The sequence below is a fragment of the Pseudomonas sp. P4_C8 genome, from assembly GCF_056401975.1.
This window is the reverse complement of the sequence record NZ_JBFUIH010000017.1, coordinates 24,786-44,112: the sequence shown is the minus strand read 5'-3', so window position 1 is coordinate 44,112 and position 19,327 is coordinate 24,786. Positions and strand designations below refer to the sequence as shown.

At 57.6% G+C, this 19,327-nt stretch carries 14 protein-coding genes and 2 pseudogenes; 7 read left to right on the top strand and 9 right to left on the bottom strand.

All coding sequences use genetic code 11. From position 1 onward, the window contains the following. Positions 1-102: 102 nt before the first annotated feature. Entirely contained in the window at positions 103-5,925 is a 5,823-nt protein-coding gene (gene mnxG / locus AC1DWM_RS12825) for a manganese-oxidizing multicopper oxidase MnxG (protein WP_477795325.1), read from the bottom strand. Positions 5,926-6,132: 207 nt separating this feature from the next. Continuing rightward, positions 6,133-6,741 carry a lytic transglycosylase domain-containing protein gene (locus AC1DWM_RS12820; protein ID WP_223512707.1) on the bottom strand — a complete coding sequence of 203 codons (609 nt, stop codon included), beginning with the start codon at positions 6,739-6,741 and terminating at the stop codon, positions 6,133-6,135. 195 nt (positions 6,742-6,936) lie between these two features. Here AC1DWM_RS12820 and gspG point away from each other — a divergent pair, with 195 nt between their 5' ends. The 3 genes and pseudogenes from gspG to AC1DWM_RS12805 all read left to right on the top strand — a co-directional run. Continuing rightward, positions 6,937-7,371: a type II secretion system major pseudopilin GspG gene (gspG, locus tag AC1DWM_RS12815; protein ID WP_223512704.1), complete on the top strand. Its 435-nt coding sequence runs from the start codon at positions 6,937-6,939 to the stop codon at positions 7,369-7,371. 12 nt (positions 7,372-7,383) lie between these two features. After that, positions 7,384-8,571 carry a type II secretion system F family protein gene (locus AC1DWM_RS12810; protein ID WP_477795324.1) on the top strand — a complete coding sequence of 396 codons (1,188 nt, stop codon included), beginning with the start codon at positions 7,384-7,386 and terminating at the stop codon, positions 8,569-8,571. A gap of 151 nt (positions 8,572-8,722) precedes the next feature. Further along, a pseudogene (locus AC1DWM_RS12805) lies at positions 8,723-9,307 on the top strand (hypothetical protein); the annotation flags it as partial. Positions 9,308-9,770: 463 nt separating this feature from the next. On the opposite strand, the pseudogene AC1DWM_RS12800 reads toward AC1DWM_RS12805, so the two are convergent. Next, a pseudogene (locus AC1DWM_RS12800) lies at positions 9,771-10,082 on the bottom strand (LysR substrate-binding domain-containing protein); the annotation flags it as partial. Positions 10,083-10,511: 429 nt separating this feature from the next. Between AC1DWM_RS12800 and AC1DWM_RS12795 the strand changes: the two are divergent. The 4 genes from AC1DWM_RS12795 (at position 10,512) to AC1DWM_RS12780 (ending at position 13,399) form a co-directional block, all read left to right on the top strand. After that, positions 10,512-11,225: a hypothetical protein gene (locus AC1DWM_RS12795; RefSeq protein ID WP_477795323.1), complete on the top strand. Its 714-nt coding sequence runs from the start codon at positions 10,512-10,514 to the stop codon at positions 11,223-11,225. A gap of 18 nt (positions 11,226-11,243) precedes the next feature. Further along, on the top strand, positions 11,244-11,570 hold the full coding sequence (locus tag AC1DWM_RS12790; protein WP_477795322.1) for a hypothetical protein: 327 nt from the start codon (positions 11,244-11,246) through the stop codon (positions 11,568-11,570). Between the two features lie 327 nt (positions 11,571-11,897). After that, on the top strand, positions 11,898-12,716 hold the full coding sequence (locus AC1DWM_RS12785; RefSeq protein WP_477795351.1) for a radical SAM protein: 819 nt from the start codon (positions 11,898-11,900) through the stop codon (positions 12,714-12,716). After that, positions 12,713-13,399, top strand: a complete 687-nt coding sequence (locus AC1DWM_RS12780; RefSeq protein ID WP_477795321.1) for a dTMP kinase — start codon at positions 12,713-12,715, stop codon at positions 13,397-13,399. Before AC1DWM_RS12785 ends, AC1DWM_RS12780 begins: the two co-directional genes overlap by 4 nt. A 143-nt stretch (positions 13,400-13,542) precedes the next feature. Here the strand turns inward: AC1DWM_RS12780 and AC1DWM_RS12775 are convergent, their stop codons facing one another. The 6 genes from AC1DWM_RS12775 to AC1DWM_RS12750 form a co-directional block, all read right to left on the bottom strand. Next, complete coding sequence (locus AC1DWM_RS12775; RefSeq protein ID WP_477795320.1) at positions 13,543-14,439, bottom strand: LysR family transcriptional regulator; 897 nt, start codon at positions 14,437-14,439, stop codon at positions 13,543-13,545. Positions 14,440-14,655: 216 nt separating this feature from the next. After that, on the bottom strand, positions 14,656-15,282 hold the full coding sequence (ycaC, locus tag AC1DWM_RS12770; RefSeq protein ID WP_223511634.1) for an isochorismate family cysteine hydrolase YcaC: 627 nt from the start codon (positions 15,280-15,282) through the stop codon (positions 14,656-14,658). A 70-nt stretch (positions 15,283-15,352) separates the two neighbouring features. Next, entirely contained in the window at positions 15,353-17,197 is a 1,845-nt protein-coding gene (locus AC1DWM_RS12765) for an amidohydrolase (protein ID WP_477795319.1), read from the bottom strand. Further along, on the bottom strand, positions 17,194-17,787 hold the full coding sequence (locus tag AC1DWM_RS12760; protein ID WP_477795318.1) for an antibiotic biosynthesis monooxygenase: 594 nt from the start codon (positions 17,785-17,787) through the stop codon (positions 17,194-17,196). The genes AC1DWM_RS12765 and AC1DWM_RS12760 overlap by 4 nt, the downstream gene beginning before the upstream one ends. Continuing rightward, the gene (locus AC1DWM_RS12755) at positions 17,780-18,196 is read right to left on the bottom strand and encodes a DoxX family protein (RefSeq protein WP_477795317.1); all 417 of its coding nucleotides are present in this window, start codon (positions 18,194-18,196) and stop codon (positions 17,780-17,782) included. The genes AC1DWM_RS12760 and AC1DWM_RS12755 overlap by 8 nt, the downstream gene beginning before the upstream one ends. Before the next feature lie 308 nt (positions 18,197-18,504). Further along, on the bottom strand, positions 18,505-18,810 hold the full coding sequence (locus AC1DWM_RS12750; protein WP_223511631.1) for a DUF6124 family protein: 306 nt from the start codon (positions 18,808-18,810) through the stop codon (positions 18,505-18,507). Positions 18,811-19,327: the final 517 nt, after the last annotated feature.

Sequence of the window (19,327 nt, the reverse complement as noted above, 5' to 3'; positions counted from 1 at the left end):
TCTGCCTTTCGCTTGTAGGAGCTGAGCTTGCTCGCGATGGCGTCATCAGCCACCCGGTCAAAACCGAGGTGCTCCTATCGCGGGCAAGCCTTGCTCCTACACCTACGGAGCTGGCGCCGGTTCAGGTTCGTTGGTCACCCGCAGCAATCCCCAAAGCCCTGCGGTATTGCCGTACGCCGCGTAATCACGAAACAGGTAGTCGCCCGGTATCGCATTGCTGCCCCCGGCGCTCGGGTGCATGAAGCTGAAGTGCGCCGCCGGCAGGATGCTTTCGTGGGCGCCGATGTACATCGACATCGGGTTGTAGCCGAACCGCACCGAACCCACGCCAGGCGTCCACATCGGGTAACCGCCGGTGTCGCTCTTCTCCGACTGGAACGGGTTGACCGACCAGACGTGACCGTCAAGCTGGAAGGTCGAACCGCGGCTGCCACCGGTCGGCATCAGGATGTGGGTGCGGAACGGTTGCCCCGGCTTCGCATACAGCACCGGCGTTTGCGGATCGCCTCCCACCAGCGCGTTGCTAAAGGCCATGTGCGCGTTGGGCACGTCGCCGTAACCAAAACCGTTGGCGTGACCGAAAGGCGCATCCGGCGGCAGGCCGAAGCGGTACCACATCGGTTCGGTTTTATAGTTGATCGCCATGCTCGAGTTGTCCTGCGGATCAGTCGGCACACCCGCTTCCGAGGCAATGCCTTCCACCGGACGACCATTGGCCCAGCGCATGTTCAACGCCTTCTGCCAGACCATCGCAAAGTCGCGGTAGCTGGTCTGCCCAGGCGCGGTGACCGTAGCATTGACTTTGCGCGTGTCTTCAACCCAGGTCGCGCCGACCGGCAGGATGCTCATCGCACCACCGAGGCCTTTTTGTGGCTGCTTGATCACGTCCGCCGGGGTGAAATTCAACCCGCCAAACTCCACCGGCGTGGCGTTGATGTGGTCGACATTGCGGCCCCCTTGCATGTTCGGCTTGCCTTCGCGCTCCAGGTGCCCGGCGTAGTACTGATAAGTACGAGTCGGGTACGCTCCACTGTTGCCAACGCGTGGCGGTACGGTCTGGATCGGGTTGACGCCGACGTTGGTGCCGTCGGATTTGGTGATGTCATATGCCAGCAGTTGCGCGTGCAGACCAACGTGACTGGACGGCCGCATCAGGTTGTTGCTGAAGGTGGTCGAGCCTTCGCCACCGTTGCGGTCACGCTTGACCATGCCCATCACCGACGCCGTCTGGGTCAGGTCCGGCATCACGCTCGGCAGGCGATTTTCCAGGGTGATGTTGATGCAGTCACCGGCCGCCGCGCGCAGCACCAGCGGTTCGACAGGTACACCGGGTTTCAGCTTGCCGGTGGCCGGATCGAGGTCGGCCTTGCGCACGTACAGAATCGCGGTCGGGTCATGCAATGGGCCGCTTTGCCCGCCGATGGTGAAGGTCGTCCCGTCCTCAGGGTCGTTCACCGTGACCTGAGGAATGCTTACTGCACGGGAGTTGTACACCAACGTACCGCCCGCCGGATTTAACGCCCCGCCGACATGCTGGCCAAGCCCCGCCGGATCCGCCATGGACAGGTTCAGCGGATTGCCGAGGATGTCGTTGGCCAGTGCCGCGACTATTTCAAAGTTGCGTTGCACGGTGGGGCGATTGCCATTGCCGTTCGGATTGGCGCCAACCCGTGGGCAAGTGCCATCGAATGCCGCGGTGTTGCGCGCGCCGATCGGTTTCGGGTTGTTTGGCAGCACGAACAGATCGTTGCGTTGCGCGGTGTAGTTGCGCATCACGCCCCAGATTCCGCTCCAGTAACCTTCCAGGGACGCATCCATCGAGTACAGATAATCCCCGGTGGTCGCCGCCGAACTGGACAGCATCGAGACCGGCGCAATGAAGCCCATCTGCTCGGAGATCCCGATCATTTGCGACGCGCGCCAGCCGGAGTTGGAGCTGTTGCCGAAGCCTGAACCGCTTTGCAGCCACTTCACCCCATGCAGGGTCACGTTGTGCTCTTCTTCGTGACCGCCGGCATGCACCCGCAGCCGCACATTGTCACCGGTGTAGGTACGCAGCATCGGCGTGAACGGGTCACCCGGCTTCGCACCGCCACGGTTGATGTGTGGCGGAAACAGCGTGGTGCCGCCGGTTGGGCCGGTGGCGGCGGTGACCTGGTTTGGCGCCAGGTTCATCGCCGGGATCGCCCGGTCGGTACGGCTTTGCATGGCGTACGCGAGGTCGCCGCCGAGGCCGTCGGCCTGCATGCCGCGCTTGCCGTCAGGGCCGATCTTATTCGGGTCGTACACCCGCAGGGCCAGCGGTTCGTTGCGGTAATTGACCACGAACATCCCCGGATCATCCACCGAGATGGCTTGCGGGCAAGGCCGGCTTGGGCAGCCAGGCGACAGTCCACCGCGCGCTTCGACCACCTGTTCAAGCAGGGTTGCGGCCTCCTTGCGCACCGGCGGGTTGATCGCGTAGCGGAAGCTGTCGGCGGTGGCCGGGAAGGCTTGCGCATCCGGCACGCCATTGGGGCCGGCGCCGACGTACACACCAGCTTCATAAGCGTGCTGGAAGTCGCTGTATTCGAGGAAGAACTCACGGAAGCTGTCGTTCTTGCCGTCGCCATCCAGATCACCGGTAGACACCACCGCTTGCCACGAGGTCGGCCCGCCATCCTGCCGCGCGCCGCTGTACAACGGCTCGCCGGTTTCGGCGTGGAACCAGGTGGAACCGGCCGGTTCTGCCAGCACCGTGGCGTACAGTCCGATCTGTTGGTGCGTCGATGGGCCTAAGTGGTCGTGGGTGAAAATGGTCCCCAGGCCACGGTCGACGCCCTTGGTGTTGACCACCGGATCGACAAACCAGCGCTGCATCGCCGTGCGCGCGCCCACCCAGTCAGCCCGGCCATATTGGCCAAAGAACGGATGATTTTTGGCTTTAGGGCAGACCGGCGTGCCGTCACGCGGGTCGGTGCCTTCGCACTGGTTGAATAGACGAATGGCGTGGATGCGCTCTTGCACGGCACCGGGGGAAAGCACGCCGTCTTCATAGTTCCAGCCGTTGGCCGAGCCATCAGCGGCGGTCAGGTCCCATTTGGGCAGGTGAATGTGCTGGCCGATCACGTCGGTCGGTGTGCGCACCTGATAGTCGTCCATCTCGTAGATGGCCGGCACCAGGTTGGTTTGCTGGTACTGCACGCAGTCGAAGGTGTTCATGCGCATCACCAGAGGCTCCGGCGGACGCTGTTTGGTGATCACCGGCCAGGCGTCTTCCCACAGCGCCAGAATGCGCGCTTGCGGGAAGTGGTAGCCGACCTTGTTGTACACCGCATCAAACTGGATGTTTGCCGCTTTGTAGATGCGTGGGCGGTCGGCGGTGAAGGTCGACGAACCGGTGAACGACAGGCCGTCGATCCGTTCGCCGCTGTTGAATTCGCCCGTGCCGGCGCTGGCGGTCAGGCGTTTTTGCCGATCGTCCATGCACGGTTCGTAGTACGGCGCACCCGCCGTCGGCAAGGCACCGTTGGTGCGGAAGTTGCGCGCCACCACTTGATTGCCCGGCAGTACGGCGTAGCTCGCGTGTTCTTTTTTGGCGTGGAACGCCATGGCCGCCTGTTCAACTTCGGTGCCCTCTTCGGGCATGTAAATCGGCTTGGCCCGGGTCACTTCCTTGGAGAAATCCAGCGAAGTGGTCACGGTGTGCGCCTCACCACCCGAGGAGAAACCATCCAGCGAGTGGCGCCCCAAACCGCCATCCCAGCCACCGGACTGCGCCGGGTCGAGGTTAGCCCACAAGGCATTGCCGCTGGTTTTCAGGGATTGCGCCTTGGCGGCGTCAAGCATGTCCAGCGGCGGGGTTGGCGGACGTTGGCCGACCGATGTTTCCATGCCGCCGATCCAGAACGGATAGCCAGGGTTTTTCAGGCTGCCGTCGGCATTGCGGTTGGCTTCGCTGCGGTCGACCAGGGCCAGGGAGCCGATGGCTTGAGCACCACCGCTGCCACCGTGATGTTCGCCGTCGTCATCGCCCTCCTCATCGTCATCGCCATTACCGGCCACCAGGGTTTCGCTGATCTTCGGCACGACTGCCACTTTCCCCGGCATCGGCGCCATGGCTTTGCCTGGCAGCGGCACCACTGCTGGAATCGGCGTGCCGGCAATGATCTCGCCATCAGGCAAGGCCCGTGCACCCGCCGCCGGTTTACCGCTGCGCAGGGCGTAAGGTTCGCTGTGATAGCCGTCGTTACCTTGTTGGGAAACTTCGAGTTTGGTGCCTTCTTCAAACACATCGTGTACTCGCCACATCGCCCACATGCCTTGGGCAAAGTGCGGATAGAAGTGGCAGTGATAGATCGCATCGCCCGCCACGCGGTTGCGGTTGCCCGAACCACCGTTGGCGATTTCGTAGGTGTAACCGGCGCCCGGCCCAATGCCCTGGGCGTCTACATAGTCGGAGTTATCGTCGTTGGGGTTGAACAGCCATTGATGGCCGTGCAGGTGGAAGATGTGCTGTTCGTGGCCGTTGTGCGTGTTGCGGAATTTGACGAAGTCACCGATGTAGCTGTGGTTGACGTTCGACGGCTCGGACGGATACAGCGCCATGGTCGCCTTGACCCCGACCTGATCGGCGCGTGGCGTCTCACCCGGACGAATGTTTTCCAGGCCGACATTGGCCGGTACGTCCACCAGCATCGCCACGTCCCCCACGGTGTGGGAACTGAGGAAGAATTCTTCATAGGCGCAGGACAGGCAATCGTGCATCGGCCCGACGCCCAAACGGTTGGCCACCACCTCGGCGCCCATACCGCCGGAACCGTAATTGATCATGAACGAGTCGCGGGTCGGCTCCAGCACGTGGGCCATCACCGGGTCAGCCCAATACGCCGGGAATGCCTGGGTCACGGCGGTTTCATCCTGGAACTGCGAAGCGAAATCGCGGAACGGTTCCAGCCGGTTTGGCAGCGCCGGGTTGCGTTTGCCGATGGATTCCAGAGGATAGGTCGAGGGCGCAAAGCTGCCGTCGGCGTTGCTGCCCATCACGATCGCGTCGCTCTCGCTGGAGATGATTTCATTGCCGTCGACCATGTTGATGATCGGCGTGCCGGCCTTGCCTTCACGGATCCACGGCTCACGCTGCGGGTAGCGCGCCTGGTAATCGACAATCGGCTGGCCGGCCGGAGTACGGCCAGCGCTGGCCAGGCGCATCTCTTCTTCAGTCACCGTGTTGCGATAGGTACGGCCGCCCTTGGGTACCACCACCACTTCGCCGAACAGACCGTTGGCCACGTTGCCCGCATCGCCTTCACCACCGAAGGTGGCGCCACGGCTGCTGGCGGCAAATGCGCCTTCGCGCTCGGCGTACAAGGTGTAGGAACGGGTGGCGCCTGGCGGGATCAGCGTGTTGGCGTTGCGCCCGGTGAAGGAGGCGATGTCGTCAATGCTGTTGACCGCTTGCAGGCCGTTGACCTGGAAGCCGACGTGACGGTCGGTGACTTGCTCATCGACCTTGAATTCGTCGGCATTGCCGGTTGCTCCCCCTTCTTCACCCTCGACTTCGGTCTCTTCGTGTTTGCCAGGGTTGGCCTGATACGCCAGCAGGTTTTGCAGGTTGATCGTCAGGCAATCACCGGCGGCCACACGCAGCACCAATGGGCGCGGACGCTTGTCGGGGCGCAGCGAGACTTTGCCCGGCACCGCCGCCCCGCCCCGGGCCAAAGACATATTGTTGTCATCGACCACGTCGCGGCGCAGGGCGAACATCATGCCATTAGCGTTCTGTGCACCCAGGCGGTTGAACATCAGCGGCTGATCCAGCGCCACGACGTTCGCCACCAGATTACGCTCGCAACGCACGGCAGCTTCGGCCAGCTCGATGCCGAGCATCGACGCCACCAACAGCAGCAGATGAAACAACGTCGGAGCGTAAGGTATGCCGGTCATGACCACGGGCCTCGCGGTGGGTGCTCACAGGAGTAATTCTCGACAAGTGCGGCAAAGCAATCCCCATGCCACAAATATTTTTGTTATTTTTCAGCTAGTTATATTGATAATTTGATAAATCGGGGGGGTATTCCCCACTTATTCCCCCACTTTTCTGCCGGGGCAAAAATTCCCCACTATTGGGGGTTGTCGGCACGCCGTTTTCGATTACAACGGCGCATCCACGGCCAGGCCCTGCAGGCGGCGGTATTGGCGTAAAACATCCGGTACGTAACGCTGGGTTTCGGCGAACGGCGGGATCACTCCGCCACGGCTGAGCACCGCTTGCGGCCCGGCGTTGTAGGCTGCTACCGCAAGGGCAATGTCGTTATCGAACAGGGTCAACAGACGCTTGAGGTATTTGGCGCCGCCCTGGATGTTGGCCTTGGGATCGTAGACATCCTTCACGCCCATCTCCCGCGCGGTGTCGGGCATCAATTGCATCAGCCCGCCAGCGCCCTTGGGGGACCTTGCATCGGCGTTGTAACGGGACTCGGCGCGGATCACCGCATGCAACAGCGCAGCCGGCACTTCATTGGCCGTGGCGGCCGCCGAGACCAGCTCGGCATAGGGTTGCGCGGCGATCATCTGGGGCTGCTGATCGAGGCTGACGACCGCAGCGGCAGGCTCGCGAATGATCCGTTCATAGGTGCGGCCGGGACGGTGAACGTTGGACAGCACGTAGCTGCCCTTGGCGTCCACGGAAACGAATACGTCGGCCTGTGCAACGCTGGTCAGCAGCAAATATCCGAGTAATCCAGTGGTGAGTGTTTTCATTGTTCTACCTCCCCTGGCCGGCCCCGAAAATTGGGGGTATTGCCCCAGTGGCCGATCGTGAATCAGCCATATGCAAGCTCTGCGCCGTAAGCGCGAAGGCCCATGGCACGGGGAGTCCAGAAGGTTGCCCAAAGCTGAGCATGGCTATTGCATAAGCCTTTATTGCGACCCTTCTGCCGATTGTGTGAGGTCATCATGAAACAACGTCTATTTCGTGCCCGGCGTACTCAACGCGGGTTCACCCTGCTCGAACTGCTGGTGGTGCTGGTGGTGCTGGGGCTGTTGGCCGGTATCGTCGCGCCGAAGTATTTCGCCCAACTGGGCCGTTCCGAAGTCAAAGTCGCCAAGGCGCAAATCGAAGGCCTGGGCAAGGCACTGGATTTGTATCGCCTGGAGGTCGGCCATTACCCGTCGACCGAACAGGGCTTGCAGGCGCTGGTCACTGCGCCAAGCGACGAAACCCACTGGACCGGCCCTTACCTGCAGAAAAAATTGCCCCAGGACCCATGGGGCCGTAACTACACTTACCGCTATCCTGGCGAAAACGGTGAGTACGATTTACTGTCCATGGGCAAGGACGGGCAGCCCGGCGGCGAAGGCGAAAACGCCGAAGTCACCAGCTGGCAATGACGAGGGGAGACCATGCGCTTTCATCTCAAAGCCGTGGGCAAGGCCGGTGTGGTCTCGATGACCGTCGAGGCCCCCGGCCACAGCGAAGCCCGGCGAATTGTCGAAGACCAGGGCATGCGGGTGGTCAGCCTGCACGCCGAGCGGCATTGGCGCGCCTTGCGTCTTCAAAAACGGGAGACCTTCAACCTGGTTTTATTCAGCCAGGAACTGACCACATTGCTCAATGCGGGCCTACCGTTGATCGATGCGCTGGAAAGCCTGGCCGAAAAAGAATCCGCGCCACAAGCCCGTAAAACCTTGAGTGAGCTGGTGCGCTTGCTTTATGAGGGCAAATCGTTTTCCCAGGCATTGGGCCAGTTGTCGGGGGTTTTCCCGCCGTTGTACGTTGCGCTGGTACAGTCCAGTGAAAAGACCGGTGCCGTGGGCGAAGCCCTGGGCCGATATGTCAGCTATCGCCAGCGCATGGACGAGGTTCGCCAGAAAATCGTCAGCGCGTCGATCTACCCCATGCTGTTGCTGGTGGTGGGAGGTGGCGTGGTTTTGTTTTTGATGGGTTACGTGGTTCCGCGCTTCAGCCTGGTGTTCGAAGGTCTGGGGTCGAACCTGCCGTGGCTATCGCAAGTCCTGATGACCAGCGGGATGTTCCTCCACGCGCATCAGGGCGAATTTTTCGGCGGGTTGCTGGCGCTCATCGCCGCCCTCGCCTTCCTCCAGCGCCAACCGGCCTTTCGTCGGGGCGTAGACCGTCTGATCGAAAAACTCCCGGCGATCCATCAACGCATCTTCATGTATGAACTGGCGCGCTTCTACCGCTCGCTGGGGATTTTGCTGCAAGGTGGCATTCCCCTCGTCACGGCCATGGGCATGGTGCGTGGCCTGCTCACCGTGGCCTCCCGCACACGCCTGGACGAAGCCTGCGAACGGGTGCGCGAGGGTCAATCGCTGTCGGCTGCGCTTGAGCTCAATCACCTCGTGACCCCGGTATCCCTGCGCTTGCTGCGCGCTGGCGAGCAGTCCGGCAACCTCGGGCAAATGATGGAGCGCAGCGCCGACTTCTACGACGAAGAAATCAGTCGCTGGCTCGAATGGTTTGTGCGGCTGTTTGAACCTCTGCTCATGACCTTCATTGGCCTGTTGATCGGGGTCATCGTGATCCTGATGTACATGCCGATTTTCGAGCTGGCCTCAAGCATTCACTGACCCTCTGGAACAGGGTCGAACGGTACATTGCATTTTTTATCGACGTTACATCTGAATAAATCAGAACACTGAGGTGTTCTTCTACTGAATCGAGCAGCACGTTGCATTGTTCATCAACGCTCCAACCCTGAACAAGAAGACGGAGAACGACATGCACATCAACAAGCTTTTACTTGCAGTAGCTATTGGCGCGGTCTTGTCGGCGTCCACCGTATTGATACCGGACAGTTTGTCCAGTATGTCAACCGCTCAGGCCAAGGATGGTAGTGGTGGCGGCGGGGGTGGTGGCGGTGGCGGCAGTGGCGGTGGCGGTGGCGGTGGTGGTGGCGGTAATGGCGGTGGAGGCGGTGGCAGTCACGGTGGTGGTGGCGGCAACAGCGGTGGCGGCGGTGGCAGTCACGGTGGCGGCGGCAACAGCGGCGGTGGAAGCGGTGGCGGCGGCAGTCACGGTGGCGGCGGCAACAGTGGCAGCGGCGGTAATAGCGGCAGTGGCCATAGCGGCAGCGATCACAGTGGCAGCGACCATGGCTCGAGCCATTCCGGCAACACAGCCTCCTCCAACTCCGGGCGCAGTGGCACGCACGCCGAACCTGGCGACGATCATGGCGTTCATGCCAACGGCGAAGCAGGCGATGACCATGGTGTTCATCGTTCCGGTGAAGTGGCCCACGACAATGGCGTCCATCGTTCCGGTGAAGTGTCCCACAACCAAAATGGCGTTCATCGCTCCGGTGAAGTGTCCCACAACCAAAATGGCGTTCATCGCTCCGGTGAGGTGTCCCACAACCAAAATGGCGTTCATCGCTCCGGTGAAGTGTCCCACAACCAAAATGGTGTTCATCGCGCCGGTGAAGTGGAACACGACAATGGCGTTCATCGCGCCGGTGAAGTCGCCCACGACAAAGGCGTACGCGCCAATGGCGAAGTCGGCGATGACCGTGGCGTACATGCCAACGGCGAAGTCGGCGATGACCGTGGCGTACATGCCAACGGCGAAGTTGGCGATGACCGTGGCGTACATGCCAATGGCGAAGTCGGCGATGACAAGAAGAGCTGATAACCGCTAAACACGGGAACCCCAGCAATCCCCTGTGGGAGTGAGCCTGCTCGCGATAGCCATTTGTCATTCAACATTGAAGTCGTCTGACACTCCGCCATCGCGAGCAGGCTCGCTCCCACAGGGGATCTGTATGTGAGGCTCAGAGCACACCCTCAGTCTGATCCAGACGCTCGCGCAAAAACTCGATCATCGCCTGCACCGGTCGCGAACTCTGACGGTGCTGCGGATACACCGCCGACAACGTCAACGGCTCAGGCCGAAATGCATCCAGCACCGGCACCAGCCTGCCGTCCTTCAAGGCCCCGCCGACGATAAACGTCGGCAAACAGGTAATCCCCATCCTGGCAATCGCCGCGTCCTTGAGCAACTCACCGTTGTTGACCCGCATCCTGCCCGTGACATTGACGATCAGCGGTTTGCCCTGCCCGTCGAACCGCCATTGCACCTGACGCCAACTTCGTGGCCCCCATCCAGAACCTTAAACAACCATGGCGTTCACGTTGGTGTGAGCCACTGGAGGAGAACGGATTGAACAACGGCACACATTCCCGAGCCAACGAGAGTTGCTCGTTTGGCTTTATATGCCATCGGAACTTCAGGCCAGCACCCTGCAGTATTGAACAACTCCATACTTTCACGCGTTAATTCTGCAGGAGTAAACATTCAATAAAAATGACATTTCCGTTACAGTTTAGACACCTCGACTTCAATGCACGCAAGACAATTCTTGTTTCAATTCAAATATTGACGAATAGCCCGTACCAAAACTAGGGTTTCAACACGCAAGCAAACACCATCCAGATTTTTTTGAATCGCGCCCTTTCAAGCTTACTAAAGTCACGCAAAGGATCCGCTTACTCTTTCGCAAGGAGCAACAAATATGATCCCACTCATTAAAATTGAGCAGTCAAACATATTAGACGACGAGATATCCATATTAAATGACAGAATCTCGATCCCAAAAAACTATCTACTCGAAAGAGCTGTTTTAGAGAGCACAAGCATCCTCGTCATCTCAGGCTCTTTAATAGAAGGTATAGGAACCATTCATTCCGATATCGACTGTATTATCTTGTGCGAGCAACGCCCGAAAGCAAGCAGCATTAAAAGCCGCCACCATGCTTTAGTTACAGATATAAATTATCACTACATAAGTCAAGATGAAGAAGTACATAACACCACCGATTTTTATGGCGAAACCAGCATCCATATTGACGGTGACTACATAACATTTTCTGAATTGGAAGACATTATTAACAAAATAGAAACAGCATTTGATGAAATCTCCAACGATCAACGTTTTCTTTATGATCCAGTGCTATCAAACACGGAGAACAATGTTATCCATAGATCATTGATTGGGCACGCACTGAAAAACGAGGAAAAATTCAATGAACTGAAATCCAAGATACCTGTGGAGAAACACATTTATGTAGCTCATCGTGAAAAACTCCCCGTGTTTTATGCATTTCAAGATATTCAAGGTTGCTGGCAGTCAGGAAATCTTTGGATGGGTTGTGAGATCGCTCGGGACATGATGCTAAAAACCACGATGAGCTTTACTTACTTAACAGGCACAACAAACAAGCACTAAAAGTGGGTTTATTCAAACATGTTCAGGATTGAAGGGTTCGATGAAATCAAACATACATTTTTTTCTTTGGCCAGACGTGGCGCGATCACGGAAGTTGAATGCAGATCATACATCCAAGACACGCTCACCTACATGGACACAGTATTTTTAGCAATTGAAGGGCTGCTTGAAAAATCAAAAACTTACCCATCAACGCAAAAATCTCTGCTTGCCCTGGATGAGGAGTTTAACAAACGGAAACAAACCAAACACAAAATATCAAAATGTGAATACTACTTCAGAAAAAAATATTTCGCTGCGAAAGGTACTCCATCTTTAATTAGCTTACTTAAAGAATGGGATTGAGGAACGTCATTTTTCCAGTATCGCAAACGACTCAGTTGTTCAAACGCCCTTTGTATTTATCAACGATCTCCGGTTGCCAAATATGGAAATTACCCGGCTAGCCATCCCCCTGATATTTTCCAGAATTGGAGAAATGGCTGCTTCATTGGTTTATTTTTCGTTTATTGGACATTACATCGTTGAATCCCTTAGCGATGCGTCATTCGCTTGGGCGACGATCTCTTTTCTAACCGTGGTGGCTATCGGATTTTTTTTAACATCACTGGTCAAAATAGCCAGATCGAATGACCTGAATACGCACGACATTGAAATCGAGTTAATTGTTTCATTTACCTCAGCAACAAAGAACCATTTGAGAAACATATAACGGTATATGGCGATTCCACCCTCGGAATCTTCTCTCCGGGTCACTGCTATTATTTCAATGATGGGAGTGAGTGCAAGTTTTGCTCGTTGGGAGCAGTAAGAGAAACTCTATCCGATCACAAGATGCGCATAAAAGGTGATCTCGCTGGTGAAGCCGTAGCTAGAGCCATGAAAGATGAGAGCGGCCGATACAAAAGAGTTCTATTGAACGGTGGCACGGTTCCAAACTATGACAAAGGATACTCAATGCATATAGATTTACTTGAGCGAATAAAAGAGACCAATTCTCAAAACACTTTGGACTACCACTTGATTTCTATGCCACCTAAGGACTTCCGTCTTTTTGATCGCTTCAAAAAAAATGGCAATAATATGTCAATGAGCTTAGAGGTTTTTAATCCGACTCTATTTAAAGAAGTTTGCCCTGGCAAGGCTCGGGATTATACTCGCGAACGGTTCTTGGCCGCTTTCGAAGCCGCTGTCGAGGTACTAGGTCGTGGCAATGTATATGCAGGTTTTGTTGCAGGGATGGAACCGCTGGAGTCAATTATTGAAGGCATCGAATATTTCGGAGATATGGGAGTGGTGCCTGCTGTTGCAGCATTTCACCCTGACGCTGGCTCGCAATACTCTGATAGACAGCGCCCATCAATAGACTTCCTGATGACGATTGGGAAGAAGATGACGGAAATATATCGCAGAGAAGGATTTCAACCCTTAATCGAGGGCAGTGGTAGAAATTCATTAGATACGGAAGCTTACCTAGGGGGATTTGCATGAATACTTCATTTGGGCAACCATTATTCATCGCATTCGAAGGCACTGACGGAGCAGGAAAGTCAACCATTGCAAGGGCTACCTTTGACAAGATTTGTGAATCCCGTTCCGATATCAAGTATATAGATAAGAATCGGCCACCCGTATCATCAGGGTATGCAGAGTTTCACATGTCCCGCATACGTGAAATACTTTGGGATTATCCGGATGATGCCCCACTGGAGCAGTTAGGTGATAGACATTGGATTAGCTTAATATCTGCCTGGTTTCATGCCACAGATTATGCTGCCATCAGACCACTAATGGACTCAGGCGTTAGTTGCATTGCAGATGGCTGGCACTATAAATATCTAGCACGCTTTTTATTAAAAAATACTGACTTGGCTGAGGAAGCTTTGAAATTATTCTCGACAATTAGAAAGCCGGATGCCGTCATTTTTCTGGATGTCGATCCGACTCTTGCAGCGCAAAGAAAGGGGGCTTTCCGCCTTAGTGAGAGCGGCGCCTATGACGGTGGCAATGAAGATCGCCTTAAAAGTTTCATTGCGTATCAAAATAGGGTTCGGTCCAGCTATGAGCAATGTGGAATGGCAAATTGGGTGAGGATTGATACTACCGACCTCAGTGAGGATGCTGTCCTTGATAGAGCAATCAGAGCGGTACGAAGCATACTCGGTGAGGTATAGGGTTCGAGTGACAAACGTACTAACTAACGATCCTCCGAAGGAGCAAGCTGCTCGCGATAGCCATTTGTCATTCAACATTGAAGTCGTCTGACACTCCGCCATCGCGAGCAGGCTCGCTCCCACAGGGGATCTGTATGTGAGGCTTAGAGCACACCCTCAGTCTGATCCAGACGCTCGCGCAAAAACTCGATCATCGCCTGCACCGGTCGCGAACTCTGACGGTGCTGCGGATACACCGCCGATAACGTCAGCGGCTCAGGCCGAAACGCATCCAGCACCGGCACCAGCCTACCGTCCTTCAAGGCGGCACCGACGATAAACGTCGGCAACCAGGTAATCCCCATCCCTGCAATCGCCGCATCCTTGAGCAACTCACCGTTGTTGACCCGCATCCTGCCCGTGACATTGACGGTCAGCGGTTTGCCCTGCCCTTCGAACCGCCATTGCACCTGACGACTGTGGCCATAGGGCAGGCAGTCATGGCTGTGCAGGTCTTCGGGTTTGAGCGGCGTACCGCGCTCGGCCAGGTACGTCGGGCTGGCGCAGTACACGCGCTGAATTGACGCGATGCGTCGGGCGATCAGCGTCGAGTCTTCCAGAATGCCGATGCGCAACGCCAGGTCGTAGCCTTCACCGAGCAAATCCACCGGGCGATCGCTGAGGTCCACTTCCACAGTGACGTCACGATAGCGCTGCAAGAACACTGGCAGCAGGCAACCCAAATGCGCCACCGCAAACGACAACGGTGCGCTGATGCGCAGGGTGCCGCGTGGCTCAGTGGTCTGCCCGGCAATGCCCTGCTCTACTTGCTCGACCTCACTCAGCAGGCGCAAGGCTGATTCGTAATAACTCTGCCCCAGTGGCGTGACGTCCAGCCGCCGCGTCGAGCGGTTGAGCAAACGCACGCCCAGGCGCTCTTCGAGTTGCATCAAACGCCGGCTGACGAACTGCTTGGACAGCCCCAATTGATCAGCCGCCGCCGTGAAGCTGCCGGAGTCCATGACCTGGCAAAAAATACGCATGTCTTCGAACGGGTTCATTGTCATACCGTGGTTGACAGTCGACAACTTTATAGCCGCTTCTTAGCTTTTTGGCATCCTATTAATCTGTGGCCACGGCGTTAAGGAGCAGCACAAACACTGTGGGAGCGAGCCTGCTCGCGAATACGGAAGCCCATCCAACAAAGATGCTGGCTGATCCACCGCTTTCGCGAGCAGGCTCGCTCCCACAGGTTTATGCGTTGTAGCTGAAGTGACTTACTTCGACGTCAGCGCCGAATAGCTGTTCATCAAATTGCGGTAGTTCGGAATGCGCGGCGACAGCAGGTTCGCCAGGCCTTCCATGTCGTTGCGCCAGTCGCCTTGCAGCTCGCAGGCCACCGAGAACCAGTTCACCATTTGCGCACCGGCCGCGGTCATACGCGCCCAGGCAGCTTGCTGCACGGTTTCGTTGAAGGTGCCCGAGGCGTCGGTGACGACGAACACTTCAAACCCTTCCGCCAGCGCCGACAGTGTCGGGAAGGTCACGCACACGTCAGTCACCACACCGGCGATGATCAACTGTTTGCGACCTGTGGCTTTGACGGCCTTGACGAAGTCCTCGTTGTCCCACGCGTTGATCTGGCCTGGACGCGGGATGTATGGCGCGTCCGGGAACAGCTCCTTGAGCTCCGGCACCATCGGACCGTTCGGGCCGTTTTCGAAGCTGGTGGTGAGGATGGTCGGCAGTTTGAAGAACTTGGCCAGGTCCGCGAGGGCCAGCACGTTGTTCTTGAATTCGTTGGGTGAGAAATCCTGAACCAGTGAGATCAGGCCAGTCTGGTGGTCGACCAACAGGACAACGGCATCGTCTTTGTTCAGGCGTTTGTACGGAACGTTGCTCATGTGAAACTCCTCGGTGGATGTTTATCGCTCAGGGCATCGGCCAACGCGGCCGGCGCTTTTTATTTGATCGTCAGAATGCGAAGCACGAACAGCCGAAGGCGCCCCAGAAACCCGCAAAATCGCTGACCGGGGCGTTCGACAAACGTGCCTTTTCATGGCTGTGTGAATGTACGCCACAGGGTCCGCTGCAATGGTGAACCTGCGTCTGCGTCTGCATCGGCGAAGTCGGACGCCAGTGGCCAGGCACGTTCGCTACCGGCGACCAGTCCGGCAGCACCGGCACACTGGCCGGCCCAAGCTTTTCGAAGTCACCGGCGGCGTACACCACTTTGCCGCCAACTACCGTCAGCACCGACTCGATCCACTTGATCGCTTCTTCGTCGACGCTGAAAAAGTCCGCGCTAAGCGCTGCGACGTCCGCCAGTTGGCCGACCTTGATCATGCCTTTCTTGCCCTGCTCGGAAGAAAACCAGGCGCTGCCGTGCGTGAACAGTTCCAGCGCGGTCTGCCGAGACAAGCCTTCGGCGTGCAGCTCAAGCCCACCCACGGTGCGGCCGCTGACCATCCAGTACAGCGAGGTCCAGGGATTGTAGCTGGACACTCGCGTGGCGTCGGTGCCAGCGCCAACCGGTACACCTTCGGCCAACATACGCTTGATCGGCGGCGTCGCTTCAGCGGCTTTGGCGCCGTAACGCTCGACAAAGTATTCGCCCTGAAACGCCATCCGATCCTGAATTGCAATGCCGCCGCCCAGCGCCCTCACCCGCTCGATGTTCTGCGGGGTGATGGTTTCGGCGTGATCGAAAAACCATGGCAGACCGTTGAACGGAATGTCGCGGTTTACCTTCTCGAACACGTCGAGCATGCGGCTGATCGATTCGTTATAGGTGGCGTGCAAACGGAACGGCCAGCGCTGTTCCACCAAGTGGCGCACCACCGGTTCCAGTTCGTCTTCCATGCTTTGTGGCAGGTCCGGACGCGGCTCGAGGAAGTCTTCGAAATCCGCTGCCGAAAACACCAGCATTTCCCCGGCGCCGTTGTGCCGCAGGTAGTCGTCGCCCTGGTGCAGGGTCACGTTGCTGGTCCAGTTCTTGAAGTCGGTCAGTTCTTCTTTCGGCTTCTGGGTGAACAGGTTGTAGGCGATGCGAATGGTCAGTTGCTGGTCCTTGGCCAGTTGCTCGATCACCTGATAATCGTCCGGGTAATTCTGGAAACCACCGCCAGCATCGATGGCGCTGGTCAGGCCGAGACGATTGAGTTCGCGCATGAATTGACGGGTCGAGTTGACCTGATACTCCAGCGGCAACTTCGGYCCCTTGGCCAGCGTCGAGTACAAAATCATCGCGTTGGGCCGCGCAACCAGCATTCCGGTCGGCTCACCGTTGGCATCACGCACAATCTCACCACCCGGCGGGTTCGGCGTCGTGCGGGTGTATCCGGCCACGCGCAACGCGGCACGGTTGAGCAAGGCGCGGTCGTACAAATGCAGGACAAACACTGGCGTGTCCGGCGCGGCCTGGTTCAATTCTTCGAGGGTCGGCATGCGTTTTTCGGCGAACTGGAATTCATTCCAGCCACCGACCACCCGCACCCATTGCGGCGTCGGCGTGCGGTCGGCCTGATCCTTGAGCATGCGCAAGGCATCGGCCAGCGACGGTACGCCTTCCCAACGCAGTTCGAGGTTGTAATTCAAACCGCCACGGATCAGGTGCAGGTGCGAGTCGTTGAGTCCAGGGATGACGCAGCGGCCCTTGAGGTCGATGACCTGCGTACCCGAACCGCGCAGGGCCATGGCCTCGGCATCGGTGCCGACCACAACGAAACGACCGTCGTGGATGGCAACGGCACTGGCGAGCGGATTTTCACGGTCAACGGTATGAAATTGGCCATTGAATAGAATCAGATCGGCGTTCATCGCGTTTCCTTGGGTTGAGTGGAAGGAGATAACCAGGGCGCGAACAGGCGCGTCGCCATCGGCATGAACAGGTACACCACCGACACCACGATGGTCAGGGTGATGAGGAACGTCGCGACCACGTAACTGGAGAGGAAGGCATTGAGCTGGAGCAGCGGCCCCCAGATCAGCGGCACCAGCAAGGTGTGCGGCAGGATCACCAACAGCGTCACCACGGCCTGTTTCCAGCGCGGCGGCGGTGGCGACGCGGTATCGGATTGCGGCGCGAACCAAAATTCCTTGACCGGATTAACCTCGGTCTGGTCTCCATCGGCGAGCATCGGCGTGGCTTCGCGGACCAGTTCCAGCCGCTGCGGCGAATCGAGCCAATGCTGCATCGCCTCGGTGGTGCAAAAGCGCAACACGCAGGTGTACATGTCGAGACCGGCGCTTTTACCGCGCATCACGTCCACACCCAGGTGCCCTTCCTGCTGCCCGGCGATGCTGACAATGTTGCGTAGCCAGGCTTCGTAAGGCACTTCAAATCCCGCCTTCACCCGGTGCTTGATGACCAGGGTCACGACTTCCTCAAAACGATTGGACTCAGGCATACCGTAACGCTCCGGCGAATCGGACATTGAACGCCAGCCGTCCCGGCCCGGCGATGAAAATGCTGGTGAACAGAATCAACAGCAGCCAACCGAACTGCCCTTCATCGAGACTCCATTGCGCATGCACCACCAACAACGCCACCCACAACACACACAAAATCGGCAGGCACGCCAAACGCACCAGCACCCCGGCGATGATCAGCAAGGGGCACAATACCTCGGCGAAAATTGCCAGCATCAGCGTGACGTTCGCGCCCAAGTGGAAAGGGTCTTCGATGATTTGCAGTTGAGCGCTGTAGTTAAGCAGCTTCGGCAAACCGTGCACCCACAGCAGGAACAAACTGCTGCTGACCCGCAAAAAAAGCAGACCCAAGTCCTGAGCCCGTTCATCCCGTCGCGAAGCGTTCATGGGCTACCTTCACAAATGAAAAAACCACCGGCAGCGAGGTGCCGAGACATCATTCGATAGTGACGGCGCGGGAACGGGAAAAATTGGATGGGTGTGCTCTTTTTGCGAGTACACGCTGATCTGCAATGCAACGAATATCCTGCGGGAGCCGGGCTTGCCCGCGAAAGCGGAGGGTCAGCCAACATCATTGTTGACTGGATGACCGCCATCGCGGGCAAGCCCGGCTCCCACAGGGATTTTCGTTGCTGGAAGGCTTCTGCCAGGCACAAAAAACGGCCTCGACGAGGCCGTTTTTTCAACGGACAGAGTTATTGCGGATCAACAATGTCCAGCGCCCGATTCACTGCCAGTTCAGCCAACATGATGTTCTGTTGAATACCGAGCATCGTGTTGCGATGCGGCCCTTCCATCAGCCCGGCGAAATCGCTGGCCATGACGCTGGCCGAGGCCAGGGATTCGCAGGCATTGACCAACAGGGTTTCGGTGTCGACACCAGGGGCGATGAGATAAATGGTGCTGGGCTTGCGCGGTGGGAAAGTGACTTTCAGGGGATTGAGAGAGTGATCCGGCGCGCGGTCATCGGATTCCGGGGGATTGGGTGTGGCTTTGAACATGGTGACGCTCCTTTGGAAAATGGCGCCACCGGAACTTGTCGCTAAACAAGTAAGGGTGGCGGCTGTACGCAGGTTAGCGAACCGGTCAAAGGCAACCCGGTAGACCCGAAGGTCTCCCGCATACAACCGCCATAACGTAATTGCAGACGACAAAAGTCTGCAACAAAGTCTGGAGCACTGATGCACTTTGAATAGTCCGGGTCGCTATACCCGATCGCTGATTGGCAGCGATGCGGAAACGATAGAGTTCAGGGTCAAAGCACACAAGCCGGCGGATTCTGGCGTAGTCATAGGCAACGGCGCAAGGCGCTGTAGCTTTCAGGAAGTAACGCTAAACACGATTAAACACAGCCTTCGAATCCGTACACATTCCCTGTGGGAGTGAGCCTGCTCGCGATGACGCAGGATCAGCCACCATCAATGCTGAATGACACACCGCTATCGCGAGCAGGCTCGCTCCCACGTTGGGCCGGGGGTCTTCTGCCAGATATTGGTGGGCTGTGAGGGCGGCATCGCA

Coding starts and splice junctions, on each gene's coding strand:
- mnxG (WP_477795325.1), bottom strand. CDS start 5,925: ATGACCGGCATACCTTACGCTCCGACGTTGTTTCATCTGCTGCTGTTG.
- AC1DWM_RS12820 (WP_223512707.1), bottom strand. CDS start 6,741: ATGAAAACACTCACCACTGGATTACTCGGATATTTGCTGCTGACCAGC.
- gspG (WP_223512704.1), top strand. CDS start 6,937: ATGAAACAACGTCTATTTCGTGCCCGGCGTACTCAACGCGGGTTCACC.
- AC1DWM_RS12810 (WP_477795324.1), top strand. CDS start 7,384: ATGCGCTTTCATCTCAAAGCCGTGGGCAAGGCCGGTGTGGTCTCGATG.
- AC1DWM_RS12795 (WP_477795323.1), top strand. CDS start 10,512: ATGATCCCACTCATTAAAATTGAGCAGTCAAACATATTAGACGACGAG.
- AC1DWM_RS12790 (WP_477795322.1), top strand. CDS start 11,244: ATGTTCAGGATTGAAGGGTTCGATGAAATCAAACATACATTTTTTTCT.
- AC1DWM_RS12780 (WP_477795321.1), top strand. CDS start 12,713: ATGAATACTTCATTTGGGCAACCATTATTCATCGCATTCGAAGGCACT.
- AC1DWM_RS12775 (WP_477795320.1), bottom strand. CDS start 14,439: ATGAACCCGTTCGAAGACATGCGTATTTTTTGCCAGGTCATGGACTCC.
- ycaC (WP_223511634.1), bottom strand. CDS start 15,282: ATGAGCAACGTTCCGTACAAACGCCTGAACAAAGACGATGCCGTTGTC.
- AC1DWM_RS12760 (WP_477795318.1), bottom strand. CDS start 17,787: ATGCCTGAGTCCAATCGTTTTGAGGAAGTCGTGACCCTGGTCATCAAG.
- AC1DWM_RS12755 (WP_477795317.1), bottom strand. CDS start 18,196: ATGAACGCTTCGCGACGGGATGAACGGGCTCAGGACTTGGGTCTGCTT.
- AC1DWM_RS12750 (WP_223511631.1), bottom strand. CDS start 18,810: ATGTTCAAAGCCACACCCAATCCCCCGGAATCCGATGACCGCGCGCCG.